General features: G+C 57.9%; 13 protein-coding genes. 6 read left to right on the top strand and 7 right to left on the bottom strand.

The genetic code is table 11. The features are described 5' to 3' along the window. The first annotated feature begins 31 nt into the window (after positions 1 to 31). Positions 32 to 1,273, top strand: a complete 1,242-nt coding sequence (locus AVO44_RS05350) for an acyl-CoA dehydrogenase family protein (protein WP_068333635.1) — start codon at positions 32 to 34, stop codon at positions 1,271 to 1,273. A 4-nt stretch (positions 1,274 to 1,277) separates the two neighbouring features. Here the strand turns inward: AVO44_RS05350 and AVO44_RS05345 are convergent, their stop codons facing one another. From AVO44_RS05345 to AVO44_RS05335, 3 genes are read right to left on the bottom strand one after another with little or no spacing between them, the layout of a single operon-like run. Then, complete coding sequence (locus tag AVO44_RS05345; protein ID WP_068333631.1) at positions 1,278 to 2,057, bottom strand: carnitinyl-CoA dehydratase; 780 nt, start codon at positions 2,055 to 2,057, stop codon at positions 1,278 to 1,280. Between the two features lie 3 nt (positions 2,058 to 2,060). Further along, complete coding sequence (locus tag AVO44_RS05340) at positions 2,061 to 4,076, bottom strand: acetate--CoA ligase family protein (RefSeq protein WP_068333629.1); 2,016 nt, start codon at positions 4,074 to 4,076, stop codon at positions 2,061 to 2,063. A 2-nt stretch (positions 4,077 to 4,078) separates the two neighbouring features. Next, the gene (locus tag AVO44_RS05335) at positions 4,079 to 5,239 is read right to left on the bottom strand and encodes an acyl-CoA dehydrogenase family protein (protein ID WP_068333627.1); all 1,161 of its coding nucleotides are present in this window, start codon (positions 5,237 to 5,239) and stop codon (positions 4,079 to 4,081) included. Positions 5,240 to 5,335: 96 nt separating this feature from the next. Between AVO44_RS05335 and AVO44_RS05330 the strand changes: the two genes are divergently transcribed. The 5 genes from AVO44_RS05330 to AVO44_RS05310 all read left to right on the top strand — a co-directional run bounded on the left by AVO44_RS05330 (position 5,336) and on the right by AVO44_RS05310 (position 12,235). Then, a complete protein-coding gene (locus AVO44_RS05330; protein WP_068334053.1) occupies positions 5,336 to 6,265 on the top strand; it encodes a GlxA family transcriptional regulator in 930 nt (309 codons plus the stop codon). 214 nt (positions 6,266 to 6,479) lie between these two features. Next, entirely contained in the window at positions 6,480 to 7,244 is a 765-nt protein-coding gene (fabI, locus tag AVO44_RS05325) for an enoyl-ACP reductase FabI (RefSeq protein WP_068333624.1), read from the top strand. A gap of 11 nt (positions 7,245 to 7,255) precedes the next feature. Next, positions 7,256 to 9,679: a DUF3141 domain-containing protein gene (locus AVO44_RS05320; RefSeq protein WP_068333621.1), complete on the top strand. Its 2,424-nt coding sequence runs from the start codon at positions 7,256 to 7,258 to the stop codon at positions 9,677 to 9,679. Then, positions 9,676 to 11,070, top strand: a complete 1,395-nt coding sequence (locus AVO44_RS05315) for a bifunctional enoyl-CoA hydratase/phosphate acetyltransferase (RefSeq protein ID WP_068333618.1) — start codon at positions 9,676 to 9,678, stop codon at positions 11,068 to 11,070. Before AVO44_RS05320 ends, AVO44_RS05315 begins: the two co-directional genes overlap by 4 nt. Beyond that, entirely contained in the window at positions 11,063 to 12,235 is a 1,173-nt protein-coding gene (locus AVO44_RS05310; protein ID WP_068333615.1) for an acetate/propionate family kinase, read from the top strand. The genes AVO44_RS05315 and AVO44_RS05310 overlap by 8 nt, the downstream gene beginning before the upstream one ends. A gap of 3 nt (positions 12,236 to 12,238) precedes the next feature. Here the strand turns inward: AVO44_RS05310 and AVO44_RS05305 are convergent, their stop codons facing one another. The 4 genes from AVO44_RS05305 to AVO44_RS05290 all read right to left on the bottom strand — a co-directional run bounded on the left by AVO44_RS05305 (position 12,239) and on the right by AVO44_RS05290 (position 14,707). Beyond that, positions 12,239 to 12,712 carry a phage holin family protein gene (locus AVO44_RS05305; protein ID WP_068333613.1) on the bottom strand — a complete coding sequence of 158 codons (474 nt, stop codon included), beginning with the start codon at positions 12,710 to 12,712 and terminating at the stop codon, positions 12,239 to 12,241. 3 nt (positions 12,713 to 12,715) lie between these two features. After that, positions 12,716 to 12,979 carry a hypothetical protein gene (locus tag AVO44_RS05300; protein ID WP_068333609.1) on the bottom strand — a complete coding sequence of 88 codons (264 nt, stop codon included), beginning with the start codon at positions 12,977 to 12,979 and terminating at the stop codon, positions 12,716 to 12,718. A gap of 113 nt (positions 12,980 to 13,092) precedes the next feature. Then, positions 13,093 to 13,764 carry a D-lyxose/D-mannose family sugar isomerase gene (locus tag AVO44_RS05295; RefSeq protein ID WP_068333606.1) on the bottom strand — a complete coding sequence of 224 codons (672 nt, stop codon included), beginning with the start codon at positions 13,762 to 13,764 and terminating at the stop codon, positions 13,093 to 13,095. A gap of 16 nt (positions 13,765 to 13,780) precedes the next feature. Then, positions 13,781 to 14,707: a carbohydrate kinase family protein gene (locus AVO44_RS05290; protein WP_068334050.1), complete on the bottom strand. Its 927-nt coding sequence runs from the start codon at positions 14,705 to 14,707 to the stop codon at positions 13,781 to 13,783. Between the last annotated feature and the right edge of the window lie 6 nt (positions 14,708 to 14,713).

Raw genomic sequence — 14,713 nt, 5'->3', positions numbered from 1 at the left:
TCTTGTTGCACCAGTCTGAAAAGGGACCGTCATGGATTTTGCCCCATCACAGCGCGCCGTGGAAATCCGCGACCAGCTCAAAGGTTTTATGGAAGCGCATATCTATCCGCGCATCCGCGATCACAAAGAACAGATCGAAGAGGGTATCTTCCCTGTTTCCTTCATGGAGGAGCTGAAGGCTTTGGCGCGGTCCGAGGGGCTGTGGAATCTATTCTTGCCGTCGCTGCGCGATGATGAGCCCGGTACGCGATTGACCAATCTGGAATATGCGCCCTTGGCCGAACTGATGGGTCAGGTCAGCTGGTCGTCAGAAGTGTTCAACTGTAATGCGCCCGATACTGGCAACATGGAATTGTTGCATATGTTCGCAACGCCCGAGCAGCGCGCAGATTGGTTGGTGCCGCTGCTGAACGGTGAAATTCGGTCGTCTTTTGCGATGACGGAACCCGATGTGGCCAGCTCGGACGCGACTAATATCACGACCTCGATCCGGCGCGAGGGGGATGAGTACGTTATCAATGGCCGCAAGTGGTTTATCACTAATGCCTGCCATCCGAATACCAAGATGTTCATTGTGATGGGCAAGACCGATCCCAGCGCCGACCGCCACAAACAACAAAGCATGGTCATTGTTCCACGGGATACGCCGGGTCTTGAGATTATCCGCAACCCAACAATCCTGAACATGCATGACCCCGAAGGTCACGCCGAGCTGTTGTTCAAGGACGTACGCGTACCTGCCGGGAATCTGTTGGACAAAGAAGGCAGCGGCTTTGCCTTGGCGCAGGCGCGGCTTGGTCCGGGCCGCATTCACCACTGTATGCGTTCGATCGGGGCGGCGGAAATGGCGCTGTCGCTTATGGTTGAACGGGCGCAAGAGCGGACGGCCTTTGGCAAGAAACTCTCGGAACAGGGCGTGATCCGCGAATGGATCGCGAAATCGCGGCTTGAGATCGAACAGGCCCGTTTGTTGACGTTACAGGCCGCCTGGAAAATAGATCAGGTGGGCGCCAAAGCGGCGCGGCGTGAGATTTCGCTGATCAAGGTTGTCGCACCCAATGTACACGCGACCGTCACTGACCGCGCGATGCAGGTATTTGGTGCCATGGGGATGACACCCGATACGCCATTGGCCGATAGCTATACATGGGCACGGGCGCTGCGCTATGCCGACGGGCCGGATGAGGTGCACTTGCAAGCCATTGCGAAACAAGAACTGAAAAGCACCAACTATGGCATGTCGGCACAGTGGCTAACACCGCCGCAACGCTGATCGATTACTTGCCTTTCCAGACCGGGTCGCGCTTTTCCGCAAAGGCGCGCGCCCCTTCCGTCTGGTCTTCGCTGGCATACAGGGCATCGACCGTGCGCAACTGCCGTTTGGTGATGCGGTTCATGGTATCTTGGAACTTGGCATCCTCGGCGTCGCGGACGATTTCCTTGATCGCCGCGTAGACCAGTGGGGGACCCGAGGCCAAAAGACGGGCCACCTCCCACGCGCGGTCGATCAGTTGATCAGCGGCGATGATTTCGTTCACCAGCCCCCACCGATTGGCTTCCTCCGCGTCGAACCAGCGCCCGGTCAGCAGCAGCTCCATTGCGATGTGATAGGGGATGCGCTTGGGCAGTTTGACGCTGGCCGCGTCGGCAACCGTGCCTGAGCGGATTTCGGGCAGGGCAAAGGTGGCGTGCTCTGCGGCAAGGATCATGTCAGCAGACAAAGCCAGTTCAAGGCCGCCGCCGCAAGCGATACCATTGACCGCCGCAATAACCGGTTTGTTCAGGTCGCGCAGTTCCTGCAGACCGCCGAATCCACCGACACCATAATCACCATCGACCGCATCGCCATCGGCGGCGGCTTTCAGATCCCAACCCGGGCAGAAGAATTTGTCACCCGCACCGGTCAGGATGGCAACGCGCAGTTCCGGGTCATCGCGGAACTCGGCAAAGACATCTCCCATGATGCGGCTGGTCGCCAAATCAATGGCATTGGCTTTCGGTCGATCCAGCGTGACCTCTAGAATGGCGCCGTCACGCCGGGTTTTGATCGGGTCCATTTCTCAGGCCTTTCTAATGAGTGCATCCACTGCGACGGCCTTGTCCGGCGTGCAAAGAAGCGGGTTAATCTCAAGCTCGGCAAGCGTGTCGGCATTTTCAATGGCATAGGCTTGAATGGCCTGCACTGCAGCAACGATTGCATCCATATCAGCCGCGGGTTGACCGCGATAGCCCGCCAGAACAGGCGCAATGTTCAACTTTGTCAGGGCCGCTCGGATCGCGCTCGCCGAACTGGGAACCAACAAAGACACGGTATCGCGCAGCACCTCTGTCAGGACACCGCCCGCCCCAAGGGTCAGGACAAATCCGTGTGCCGGGTCGCGGACAATTCCAACCAGAACTTCGGCCACGGTGCCAGTGACCATTTCTTCGATCAGAACCTCATCCGTTCCAATATCGGCGACCACATCCGTGACATCCTTGGCGGAGACCCCCAGGCGCACCGCGCCATGCTCGGATTTGTGGGCAAGCCCAACGCCTTTGATAGCAAAAGGCGCCGTCATCTCTTGCGCAGAGGCTAAAGCCGCTGCCGGGCTGCGCACCGTTTGGCTGCGCGGGACTGATAACCCAAATGCCGCCAGTGCCTGCTTTGCCTCGCCCTCGGTCAGAGTGGTGGATGCCTTGGCCCTGCCCGGAAGGCAAACGGGGTCGTCTACTGGTGCAGAAACCTGGCTGGCGGCGCGGATCGCGGACAGAGCCTCGCGCAATCCCATCAAGGGAACGACGCCCCCGGCCATTAACTCCTGCGCGATGTCTTCGGGCAGGAGTTCTGGCAGTGTGGCGGCAATTGCAAATCGCGCGCCCGTGCTGGCGTGTACATTAAGGGCAGCCCGCGTTGTGCAAACCCAATCCGAAGGGTCGGTGGTGGGATAGTCAACAATAGATACGGTCAGATCAACGTTGTCGCCCGTCATTCCGGCCCATGCCTGCGCCATCGCACCTTCGTCACGCCAGATATAAGTGTGATAGTCCAGCGGGTTATTTAACGCAACCATTGGCCCAAGTGCCGCGCGCAGTTGGGTTCGTTGATCATTGTTCAGGCTTGGAAACGTCAGGCCGCTGCCGACAGCCATATCTGCAATCAGGCTGGCCTCACCCCCGGAACAGCTGATCGAGGCAATGTTGCCACCTGGCAGAGGGCCGTAGCAATGCAGCAGTTTCAACGTTTCCAAAAAGTCGGGGAGGGCCGTCACACGCGGTATTCCCAACCGATCCAACAAAGCCTGCGCGCCTGCATCGCTGCCTGCCAGCGACGCAGTATGTGAAACGGTAGCGGCTTTCGCCTGCTCTGACGCGCCAACTTTGAGGGCAACCAGTGGCACACCTTTCTGATACGCCTTTGCAGCCAGTGCCTCCCATTCGCGAATATTTTTGAAGCCTTCGATATGGAGACCAACGGCTGTCACGCGCGGGTCGTCGATCAGGGCTGATGCGATCTCAGCCTGGCTGGTCTGTGCCATGTTTCCGCAGGCGACCATATAAGCTATGGGCAGGGCGCGTTTCTGCATGGTCAGATTGATCGAGATGTTCGAGCTTTGGGTCAGGACCGCGACGCCCTTGTCCACCCGTGTTGCGCCATGCTGATCCGGCCACAACAGTGCCCCGTCCAGCGCGTTGATAAAGCCATAGCAGTTCGGGCCGAGAATGGGCATGTCCCCCGCGGCGGCAATCAGCTGATCCTGCAGGTCACCGCCCGTGGTGTCTTCGGCCACCGCCTCGGAAAAGCCCGAGGCGAAACAGACGGCCCCACCAGCGCCCATGGCTGACAGTGCGTGCACCGCCTCGATTGTGGCGTGCCGGTTGATGCCGATGAACACGGCATCCGGGGCTTCGGGCAGGTCTTCGAGACGGGTGAACACCGCGTGCCCCCCGATATCAGGTGCCTTGGGATGAACCGGCCAGATTTGACCGGCATATCCCAATCGTTCAGCTTGTAAGATGACTTGCTGACACCATGCCCCGCCGCCGATTACAGCGATGGAATTTGGGCGCAGCAGCCGGGTTAAGTCTTTGCTCATGTTCAGGCGCCCAACGGACGCAGAAGATCACGGCTGATGATATGGCGCTGAATTTCGCTGGTCCCATCCCATATGCGTTCAACCCTCGCATCACGCCAGAACCGTTCGATCGGGAAGTCATCCATCAAACCCATGCCGCCAAAGATTTGCAGCGTCGTGTCTGTCACCCGTGCCAACATCTCTGAGGCATAAAGCTTGGCCGAGGCGATTTCACGGTTTGCAGGCAGTTTCTGATCCAAACGCCATGCCGCGGACAGCGTCAGCCAATCAGCCGCGTCAATCTCGGTGATCATGTCGGCAATTTGGAACCCGACGCCCTGAAACTTGCCAATCGGCTGGCCGAATTGCTTGCGTTCGGCGGCATAGTTCAGCGCATAGTCAAAGCAGCGACGCGCGCGCCCGACCGAAAAGGCCGCAACTGTCAGGCGCGTGGCGTAAAGCCATTCGTTCATCACAGCAAAGCCGCCATCGACCTCGCCCAGGACCTGCGCATCGGGCAGGCGGCAATTATCGAAATAAAGGATGTAATTCTTGTAGCCCTTGTGGCTGACCGAGTTATACCCCTCGCGCACTTCGAACCCCGGCGTGCCGCGATCCACCAGAAAGGTTGTGATCCGCTTTTTCGGGCCTTTCGGAGTTTCGTCTACGCCGGTTGCAATGAAGACGATAAAGAAGTCTGCGTGCTCGGCGCCCGAGATAAAGTGCTTTGAGCCGTTTACGACCCAGTCGCCGCCATCGCGCACAGCCTGACATTTCATTCCGCGCACATCCGATCCTGCATCCGGTTCGGTCATGGCGAGGGCGTCCATCTTCTCACCCCGCACTGCGGGTAGAAGATAGCGTTCCCGCTGCTCTTCGTTGCAAGCCATCAGGATGTTCTGCGGGCGGCCAAAGAAATGCGTCAGCGCCATAGATCCGCGTCCCAATTCACGTTCGACCAACGTAAAATCTAGATGGGACAGCCCCGCCCCCCCGACGTCTTCGGGAAAGTTGCAGGCATAAAAGCCTAGATCGATACATTTCTGCTTGATCTGTTCCCCCAGTTCATGCGGAACCTGTCCGCTGCGCTCAACAGCGTCTTCGTGGGGGTAGATTTCATTTTCGACGAAACTACGGACCGTCGAAACGATCATTTCCTGTTCTTCTGACAGACCAAACTGCATAGCGCATCTTCCTGGGTTTGTGGTTGACGAATGAAACGTCAAAGCTCAAGCTGACGACATGCAGTATTGGTCGATTTCCGTGCAGAGTTGGAAAAAATGAATTGCCGCTACAACATCTTGCTTTTTGACGGCTTCTCGAACCATTGCCTTGCAAACTTGGTTGAACCGCTGCGTGCCGCAAACACATTGTCGCGGCAGAGATTGTATTCGTGGCACTACTGTTCTCTGGACGGTGGTCCGGTCCAAAGTTCCAGCGGGTTGGAAGTTTCACCGCATGGGACCTTGCGCGATCAGAGTGGTGATGTGCTGGTTGTTATGCCCTCCTACGGTTACTTGGCACTGGACACGCGGGAAACTGTTCGGGCGTTGCTTGCGGCTGCCCGGCGCCATACGCAATTGGCCGGGCTGGACACAGGAAGCTGGCTGCTGGCGCGCGCGGGCCTTCTTGATGATCACCGCGCGACAATCCATTGGGATGAGTTGATGCGGTTTGAAGAAGCCTTTCCATCGGTTGATGCCGTGCAAGAACGTTTTGTCATCGACGACAACCGCTTGACCTGTACGGGCGCGATGGCGGCTTTTGATCTGGCTCTGGCCCTTATACGCCGGGACCATGGCCCGCTGCTGCCGATGGAAGTCGCGCATCTGCTGATGAGCCGCAACGCCGCAGACCGTTATGTTCTTCCATTGAAATCCGAAGACACCCTAGTAAACCGCGCGCTGGCGGTTATGCAGAACAACCTTGAGACGCCTTTGTCGATTGCAAGCCTTGCCCGAAAAATCGGCTGTTCTCAAAAACGGATTGAGATGCGGGTTCGGGCCGAGCTGCGCACCACGCCGCAAGCTTTGTACCGGCGGTTGCGATTGAACCTTGCGCGAAAGCTGACAGAAGAGACCGAGCAATCCATTGCGGAAATCGCAGGCCGCTGCGGGTACGAGAATGCCAGCGCGATGACGCGGGCCTTCAAGGCGGAGTTTGGCCGGACCCCGACCACATTTCGCAAAGGTCTGCCAAACGCGATGTAGGCGGCGAAGGTTTGGTGCTGGATCGGAGGGCTGGGTCAGGAGTTTAGTTTAATAAACGTGCCCGTCTGTAATGAACCGATGCTAATTGTCGTTAGACCATCTGTCCAAATTTACATGTTACATTTCGCTGCTATGCGGCGTTGCAGCAATAAAATTGAGTATCATTGTGAAACAAGCTATGCTGCGACGCAGAAAACTGCAGAGGACGGGTGGAATGTTCAGGCTGGAAGGCAAGAAAGCTGTCGTCTTGGGCGTCGCCAACGACCAGTCCATCGCGTGGGGAATTGCGCGCGCCTTGCACGCGCAGGGGGCAGAAGTCGCGTTGACTTTTCTGAACGAAAAGGCCGAGCCTCATGTGCGGGTACTTGCCGAACAGATCGGCGCGCCGATTGTAATGCCGCTGGACGTGCGTGACCCGGACCAAGCAAAGGCTCTGTTTGACGAGATCACCCATCGTTGGGGTCGGCTGGATACGCTGGTGCATTCAATCGCATTTGCCTCGCGCGACGATCTGCATGGGCGTGTCATCGACACGTCACCTAAGGGGTTTGCGCTGGCCATGGATATCTCGGTGCATTCCTTCCTGCGGATGATACGACTGGCAGAACCGCTGATGGGGCAGGGCGGTACGTGCATGACTGTGTCGTTTCTTGGGGCCTCCCGCGTCATCGAAAACTACAACATAATGGGTCCAGTGAAGGCCGCGCTCGAGGCGTCGGTACGCTATGCCGCAAGCGAGTTGGGGGCCAAAGGAATATCCGTTCACGCGCTGTCACCCGGACCGCTCCGGACACGGGCTGCCTCGGGTTTATCCGACTTTGACGCCCTTCTGGATGATGCCGCCGCGCGGGCACCGACCCATCATCTGGCGACGATCGAGGATGTCGGGGCTTACGCCGCATTCCTTGCCAGCCCCGAGGCGTTCAATGTCACCGGCGGTATTCACCTGATTGACGGCGGTTACAACATCGTCGGGTAGAGGAGAGGCTCATGATTTCCAATGCACAGAAGACCTCGTTTAAACTTGGCTCTGAAATGGTTGAAAGCGCGGCCGAAGTAACTGACCGAACGGCTGATATTGCGGCCCGTCTAACGGATCGGTCACGTGTCCAATGGAACCTTTTGGCCCGATCGGCCCAGTTGCAATCGGCAAGGATGACCGAAACCCATGCCGCGCGGTCGCGGGATTTGATGGAAGGCTTAACAGATGTCTCACACCGTATCGCAAGCTCGGCTTCGGTTCTGGATGATTGGGCGGCCTACCTGAACGATGCCGCACAGCGTGTAGTGCTGACAATGGACACGCTGCGTGAGCGGGGAGACGTATTCCTAGAGCATGAGGCCGAGGGGTGCCCTCCGGTCCTTGTCTACGACTATGAGGTGATTGTTGACGGCAGGACCCTGAAACGACCTTGTAACTATCAGTTGCTGCGCATCCTGCCCCCCGATGGGATTGAGGTTGATAACACGCGCCGTCCTTACATCATCATCGACCCGCGGGCGGGACATGGCGGGGGTATCGGCGGCTTTAAGTACGACAGTCAGGTTGGTGTCGCCTTGTCCAAGGGGCACCCTGTCTATTTCGTAAGCTTCGGCCGCGACCCTGTTTCGGGCCAGACACTTGCTGATGTGATGCATGCCGAGGCCGGGTTCGTCCGCTCCGTTCGGGCGCGCCATCCCGACAGCCCTCAGCCTGTTGTGACAGGCAATTGCCAGGGTGGATGGGCTACACTGTTGATGGCAGCCTGCAATCCTGATCTGACCGGGCCGCTGATCCTGAACGGAGCGCCGATCGCCCCCTGGTCGGGCGAAGTGGGCGACAACCCGATGCGTTACATCGCAGGCGTACTGGGTGGAACGTGGCAGCCGATGTTCTGGTCAGACGTAGGCGGGGGCCAATTTGACGGTGCCAATCTGGTGATGAATTTCGAACAGCTGAACCCTGGCCGGAACTATTTTGGGAAGTACTTCGATCTTTACCGCGAACCAGACGGGGGACGGAAACGCTTTATCGACTTCGAACGTTGGTGGGGCGGTTATTTTCTTTTGAACGAGGCTGAAATCCACTGGATCGTTGAGCAGTTGTTCGTCGGAAACCGGTTGGTCAAGAACACGGCGCAGCTGGAACCGGGCGTGCCTATCGACATCAAGGCGGTCAAAGGACCTATCTTCGTTTTTGCCAGCCAGGGTGACAACATCACCCCGCCGCAACAAGCGCTGAACTGGATCGCTGCGACCTATGCGGATGAAGAGGAAATCCGGATACGCGGTCAGCGGATCATCTACATGCTGCATGACGAGGTCGGTCATCTTGGTATTTTCGTGTCGTCCAAAGTGGCGCGCAAAGAGCATACCGAGCTGGCCTCGACCCTCGAAACGGTCGAAGCGATGGCTCCGGGGCTGTATGAGATGGTGATCGAAAACATCGAAGGCGAAGGCCAGGACAAGCGGTTCGAGGTTCGGTTCCATGAGCGGACCATGGATGATCTGGCCGCACTGGATGACGGCCAGCATGACGAGGCAAGCTTTGCAGCTGTGGCGCATATGTCCGAGGTTCAGGCGAACATCTACGAAACCTTCGGACGTCCCTTTGTTCGGTCTACGTCTACTCCGGTTGGGGCTAATGCCCTGCGAAACCTGCATCCCCTGAGGGTTCAGCGGGCGGTGATGTCATCGTCAAACCCTGCGTTGAAGGGCGTTGAGCCGTTGGCACAGGCTGTGCGGGATAAGCGTGCGCCAGTCAGCCCGGATAACCCATTCCTTGTCCTTGAGAAGCAGACAGCCGATTGGATTGAGCAGATGATGGACCTGAACCGCGATCTGCGGGATGCCTGGTGCGAATGCCTGTTCTTCTCTCTATGGGGCGGTCCATTGGCTGCGTGGTTCGGAAAGAAAAATGCCGCGTTGCGTACCTTGCCCGATCCCGAAACGTTAAAAGCGTTACCCGAGGTTGAAGCCGAATTGGCCCATATGAGACAAGGTGGGCTGGCCGAGGCTGTCATACGTCTTTTGGTTCTGTTGGCCAAAAGCAACAAGAGTTTCAAATCTGAAATTCTGCACCGCTGGGCGCATGTGTTCAAAAATGAGGCCCCTTTCAAGGATCTGACGGTGCAGCAGCGTCAGTACATGCTGCGCGAACAGACTGTGATTGTCACCCTAGACGAGCAAGGCGCGATGGATACGCTAACCGATCTTTTGCCGTCGACATCGGACAGGCAACAGGCGGTTGATCTGCTCAAACGCATCCTGGGCGATATCCCCAACCCTTCAGCCAAGCTTGTCGAGATGGCGCATGCGCTTTACAAAAAACTCGATCTTGCTGAGGGCCAACAGAAATCCGACACTCCGGCCAAACCCGCATCCGACCCGCAGGAACGCGAGGACATGACTGAAAACAAGGCCAAGTCAAAATGAAGATTAGGGAAAACCGCACTTTCGCTCAGGTAGAGGTCGGGGAAACAGCGCAGCTGACGCGACTCTGCACAATCGACGATCTATATGCGTTTGCATCAGCGTCTGGCAATCATAACCCCTTGCACCTTGCTGGCTATGACGGTGATGGCGATGGCCGCCCCGAGGCGGTCGCGCCTGCGCTTTGGCCCGCTGGTCTGATCGCTGCGGTTCTGGGCAATATCCTGCCGGGTGCGGGAACGCAGACCCGCCGGGTGAACCTGTCCTTTCATGTTCCTGTGATCGCTGGTGACGAGTTGACCGCAGGTGTCACCGTGGTTGAAAAGCTTGCTGACGGCGATCTCCGCTGCGCCGCCGAAGTACGCCGCGTAAGTGACAATGCCCTGATCCTCAGCGGTGAGGTGCAGGTGACGCCCCCGGCCAAGCACATGGCCTTTGACTCGGTCGAGGTTCCGGGCCTTATCGTCCAGCGCCATCGGCATTTTGATGCGTTGATAGCTAAGGCTGAGCCACTGGAGCCCATGCCAACTGCCGTGGTTGCACCGGAAGAACCGAATGCACTGGGCGGTGCCTTGCTGGGCTATTCCAAAGATATCATTACACCGATCCTTGTGGGCGATCCTGAAAAGATTGCCGCCGCCGCAGCAGCGCTGGAGGCTGATCTGTCGGGAATCGAAGTGATCGAAGCCACAAGCCACGAAGTCGCTGCGCATAAGGCGGTGGACCTCGTCGTCGAAGGCCGGGCGCAAACCTTGATGAAGGGTCATTTGCACACGGATGTCCTGCTGCACGCGGTTCTGCGCCGCGAAAGGGGTCTGCGGACAAGTCGCCGCTTGTCGCACGTGTTTGTTATGGATGTTCCGGGGTTTTCACGACCCATCATGGTGACGGATGCCGCCGTCAACATCGCCCCCGACCTTGAGACAAAGGCCGATATCGTGCAAAACGCCATCCGCCTCGCGCAGTCCATCGGGATTGAAACGCCCAAGGTCGGAGTGCTTTCGGCGGTCGAGACGATCAACCCGCATATGCAATCTTCGGTGGATGCAGCATTGCTGTCAAAAATGGCCGAGCGGGGGCAGATCACTGGCGGAATGGTTGATGGGCCGCTTGCCATGGACAATGCGGTCGACCTGAACGCAGCACGCACAAAGGGCATCACGTCTCAGGTCGCCGGGTCGGCGGATATCCTTGTGGCTCCGAATATCGAAGCGGGGAACATGGTGGCGAAACAGCTTACCTATATGTCACATGCCGAGGCGGCGGGGATCGTCGTCGGTGCCGCTGCACCGATTATCCTGACGTCACGGGCAGACGACGATGCTTCGCGGCTGGCCTCCTGCGCGGTGGCGGCCCTGCATGCGCAGGCGAACAAGGGCAAAATACATGGTTGACCATGTTCTTGCGCTGAATGCCGGTTCCTCTTCACTGAAATTCGGGTTGTATGAACTGGCCGAGAACAACCTCCCGTGCGTGCGCTGGCATGGTCAGATCGAGCGTCTGGGTGACGCGCCGCGCCTATTGGCGAAATTCACAGATGGGCAGACGATCAATCAGCCGCTTGCCAAAACTCAAAGCCATGATGAAGCAATCCGTGCGTTTCTTGAGATGGCCCGCGAACAACTGCCAGATATCAACATCCGCGCTGTGGGCCACCGGGTCGTGCATGGCGGGGCGGTCTATTCCGAACCCGTTCTGGTTGATCAGAAGGTTATGGATACTTTGGCAGGTTTCATTCCCTTTGCACCGCTGCATCAACCCTTCAGCCTTACCGGTATACGTGCTGCCATCGATGCGTTTCCCGGGACAGCGCAGGTGGCGTGTTTTGACACTGCGTTCCACCGGACCCATCCATGGGTAAACGATACTTTTGCCCTGCCGCTAAGCTATTATGAAAAGGGTGTGCGTCGGTATGGGTTTCACGGCCTAAGCTACGATTACATCATGCAAAAACTAAAAGAGATTGCCCCAAGCCTCTACGATGGTCGCGTGGTCATCGCTCATCTGGGCAATGGTGCCTCCATGTGCGCGGTGTCGGGTGGGCGCGCTGTCGCCTCGACCATGGGCTTTTCCGCGCTTGACGGGCTGCCGATGGGCACGCGCAGCGGCCAACTGGACCCGGGCGTCGTCCTCTACATGATGCAGCAAGAAGGCATGAGTGCGGATGAGATCGCCGATACCCTTTACCGCAAGTCCGGATTGCTTGGTCTGTCAAGGCTTTCGTCGGACATGCGTAAATTGCTTGCTGCTGAAACGCCCGAGGCGCGCAGGGCCATCGACTATTATGTATTCCGCGTTCGCCGTGAACTTGGGGCTCTGTCCGCTGCGTTGGAAGGATTGGATGCGTTGGTTTTCACGGGCGGAATTGGTGAAAATGCAGCCCAGATTCGTCGCAGAGTGTGCGAAGGGATGCGCTGGATCGGAATTGAGATCGACCCGAACAGGAACGCGGATAACGGCACAGTGCTGTCGACAGATTTCAGCCGGGTCCGTATTCTCAGGATTCCCACAAATGAAGAGATGGTGATCGCTCGCGCAGCGGCACGAATGGTGCAATAGGCGTTAGGGATCGGGTTTGTCTTTTTTGCGCTTGGCGAACTTGATCAGTATTCCCAAAACGGCACTGATGACATCCGGGGTCAAAATACCAAGTGGATCGCGCCGGATACCCGTAACGGTGTTGCGAGCGTCAGAAAGGGTGTCCTTGATCTCTGTTTCGATGTCTTGCAATGCCATATCACGCAATTCGACCGCCGCTGTCGTGTCGGCCTGAGCGTCTTGCATGTTGGCGAACAGGGCTAATATCACGGCAAGCAACAGGTTTACCCCAGCCATGATCAATGCCGCCAATGGTTTGGACAGGCTCGCTGACAGCCAGAAGAAACCGGCCACGTTGAGCATGATGACAGCAAGGCCGACAGCCAGCCCCGCCGCGGCAAAGAACCCGGTCCGCCGTGCGGCCACGGCGATGTGACGTTGGGCTATCAGCCGTTCGGCGCGCAGAATGATCGAGATATTACGGGAAATGCGGCTCATGGTTCAGCTCCTACCGGACCGGCCCAGCAGATAGCCAATCGCGAAAATACCAACGGCAAACAGGATTGGCCTCTTTTGCGGCAGGTCTTCCAGTTCATTCAGCGCTTCTTCTAGCTGCCCGGCCCAGTCGTCGATATTTTCGGCTATCCTGTCGGCCATTGAGCCGTGCGTCTCTGGCGCAGCCGCTTGCTTCGTGGCTGCGGTCTGCTCAGCCAGTTGCCGGCGCAGGTCGGCGACCTCGGCTTCTAGTTCGGCTTTCGTTACCATCCAACCGGTCCTCTCACATCAAGTGTGCCCTCAGGGCCAGGGCATAGACCCCAGCCTGTTGTCGAGAACCATGATAATGCGTTTTTCCGATTTAAGAAAAGAAGCGTAACGCCCTAGCTGAAATAGTCTGCCACCAGAAGGAAATCGGGCGCGACGTCTTCCTCAATTGTCGCGAACCGCGGGATTGGGTCTTCAAATACGTTGTCGGTGCGATCATCATTTACGGTTGAGACCTCGCCGATCAGGCAATCACCCTGTTCTGCCCAGAACGCATGCCAAACGCCGGGCATGAGGGTGACACTTTCACCCGGCTTCAGACGCAGCAATTCACCGGGTTTGATCGTCACCGGACAACCATCGCTGGGCACAATAACGGGAGTGTCGCGGTCGACTCCGCCATCAGCGTCTGAGGCATACATCTCCATTACCAGATCGCCGCCGCCACGGTTGATGATGTCCTCGGCCTTTACGATGTGGCGATGCATCGGTGACAACTGTTCGTCCCGCGACACCAGCAGCTTTTCAGCATAGAGCATACCCCGGCCACTGTTCAGATCGCTCACATCGCCGTTGCGCAGGGTAAAAAGGAACAGGCCCAGTTCGTCAAAACGACCTTGCCCATAATCGGTAATGTCCCATCCAAGGCCACGGTCGCGAATACCGGCGGCCTTATCGCTGCGCATCTGGTCGGGGGACCAGTTCGCAAAGGGTGGCAGGACAGCACCGAATGAGCGGATAAAGGCCTCGGCCTCGGATTTGATGGCATTGATTTCAGAACGTTTCATCGGACTCTCTCAGCGGTCAAAGCTCGTGCGCCCAGGGCGGGTTCGCCCCGGCGCGGGATACTGTGATGGCGGCGACGGCTGCGCCCTTGGAAAGCGCGGCGCGCAACGTTTCCGCCGGCAGGGACCGCAAGGCGGTCTTGGTCAGATGGCCGCTGCGATCAAGTTCGGCAAGGACCCCGGCGTTGAATGTGTCACCGGCACCCACGGTATCGACAACATCCACCGGCTGAACCGGGACCGAGGTTGTGGAACCGTCCGCCAGATAGCCTGATGCGCCGTCACTGCCGCGCGTCACGATGACTATGGCCGGGCCAGCCTGTAACAGCAGCGGCACTTTCTCGTCCGTGCTTTCCGGGCCGGGAACAATCCAATCCAGATCTTCGTCCGAGACCTTGACGATGTCGGCCTGAGCAATCATGCGATTCAGACGGCTGCGATAACGGGTTTGATCCTTGATGAAATCAGGGCGGATATTTGGATCTATCATAACGGCCCGATCCGCCGCATGCTGGTTCATCAACGCGGCATAAGCATCGGCGCAGGGTTCGCACGCCAGGCTGATCCCGCCGAAGTACAAGGCCGATATGGCGGGCAGTTGAACGGGCATATCCTCGGGGGTGAGCATGCGCCCGGCAGAATTCTCGTCCATGAAACTGTAGGTGGCGTGCCCGTCCTTCAGCTGCACAAAAGCCAGTGTGGTGGGCCGATCCGATCGGATCACATGACTTGTATCTACATGGCTGTCTTTCAATGCGCGTGCCAATTGGTCCCCGAACATATCGGACGAGAGACCAGTCAACATTCCAACCGAAGACCCCAATCGCCCCAGTGCAATGGCCGTGTTGAAAACAGCGCCGCCGGAATGGGGCACGAACCCGTCACCGCCCGAAACGGTCGGCGTGGCGATCATATCGATCAGGGCTTCGCCGCAGCACAGGATCATGCCGGG

Origin of the sequence: Ruegeria profundi (assembly GCF_001507545.1) — a bacterium.
GTDB classification, from domain to species: Bacteria; Pseudomonadota; Alphaproteobacteria; order Rhodobacterales; family Rhodobacteraceae; genus Ruegeria; species Ruegeria profundi.
The sequence above is the reverse complement of the archived record's forward strand: the minus strand, read 5'-3'. Positions and strand labels throughout refer to the sequence as shown.

What these genes read in the sequence shown, in the direction of transcription:
- AVO44_RS05300 (WP_068333609.1), bottom strand. Translation starts at nt 12,979, where the DNA reads ATGGTAACGAAAGCCGAACTAGAAGCCGAGGTCGCCGACCTGCGCCGG.
- AVO44_RS05345 (WP_068333631.1), bottom strand. Translation starts at nt 2,057, where the DNA reads ATGGACCCGATCAAAACCCGGCGTGACGGCGCCATTCTAGAGGTCACG.
- AVO44_RS05350 (WP_068333635.1), top strand. Translation starts at nt 32, where the DNA reads ATGGATTTTGCCCCATCACAGCGCGCCGTGGAAATCCGCGACCAGCTC.
- AVO44_RS05320 (WP_068333621.1), top strand. Translation starts at nt 7,256, where the DNA reads ATGATTTCCAATGCACAGAAGACCTCGTTTAAACTTGGCTCTGAAATG.
- AVO44_RS05310 (WP_068333615.1), top strand. Translation starts at nt 11,063, where the DNA reads ATGGTTGACCATGTTCTTGCGCTGAATGCCGGTTCCTCTTCACTGAAA.
- AVO44_RS05305 (WP_068333613.1), bottom strand. Translation starts at nt 12,712, where the DNA reads ATGAGCCGCATTTCCCGTAATATCTCGATCATTCTGCGCGCCGAACGG.
- fabI (WP_068333624.1), top strand. Translation starts at nt 6,480, where the DNA reads ATGTTCAGGCTGGAAGGCAAGAAAGCTGTCGTCTTGGGCGTCGCCAAC.
- AVO44_RS05295 (WP_068333606.1), bottom strand. Translation starts at nt 13,764, where the DNA reads ATGAAACGTTCTGAAATCAATGCCATCAAATCCGAGGCCGAGGCCTTT.
- AVO44_RS05315 (WP_068333618.1), top strand. Translation starts at nt 9,676, where the DNA reads ATGAAGATTAGGGAAAACCGCACTTTCGCTCAGGTAGAGGTCGGGGAA.
- AVO44_RS05335 (WP_068333627.1), bottom strand. Translation starts at nt 5,239, where the DNA reads ATGCAGTTTGGTCTGTCAGAAGAACAGGAAATGATCGTTTCGACGGTC.
- AVO44_RS05290 (WP_068334050.1), bottom strand. Translation starts at nt 14,707, where the DNA reads ATGATCCTGTGCTGCGGCGAAGCCCTGATCGATATGATCGCCACGCCG.
- AVO44_RS05330 (WP_068334053.1), top strand. Translation starts at nt 5,336, where the DNA reads ATGAATTGCCGCTACAACATCTTGCTTTTTGACGGCTTCTCGAACCAT.
- AVO44_RS05340 (WP_068333629.1), bottom strand. Translation starts at nt 4,076, where the DNA reads ATGAGCAAAGACTTAACCCGGCTGCTGCGCCCAAATTCCATCGCTGTA.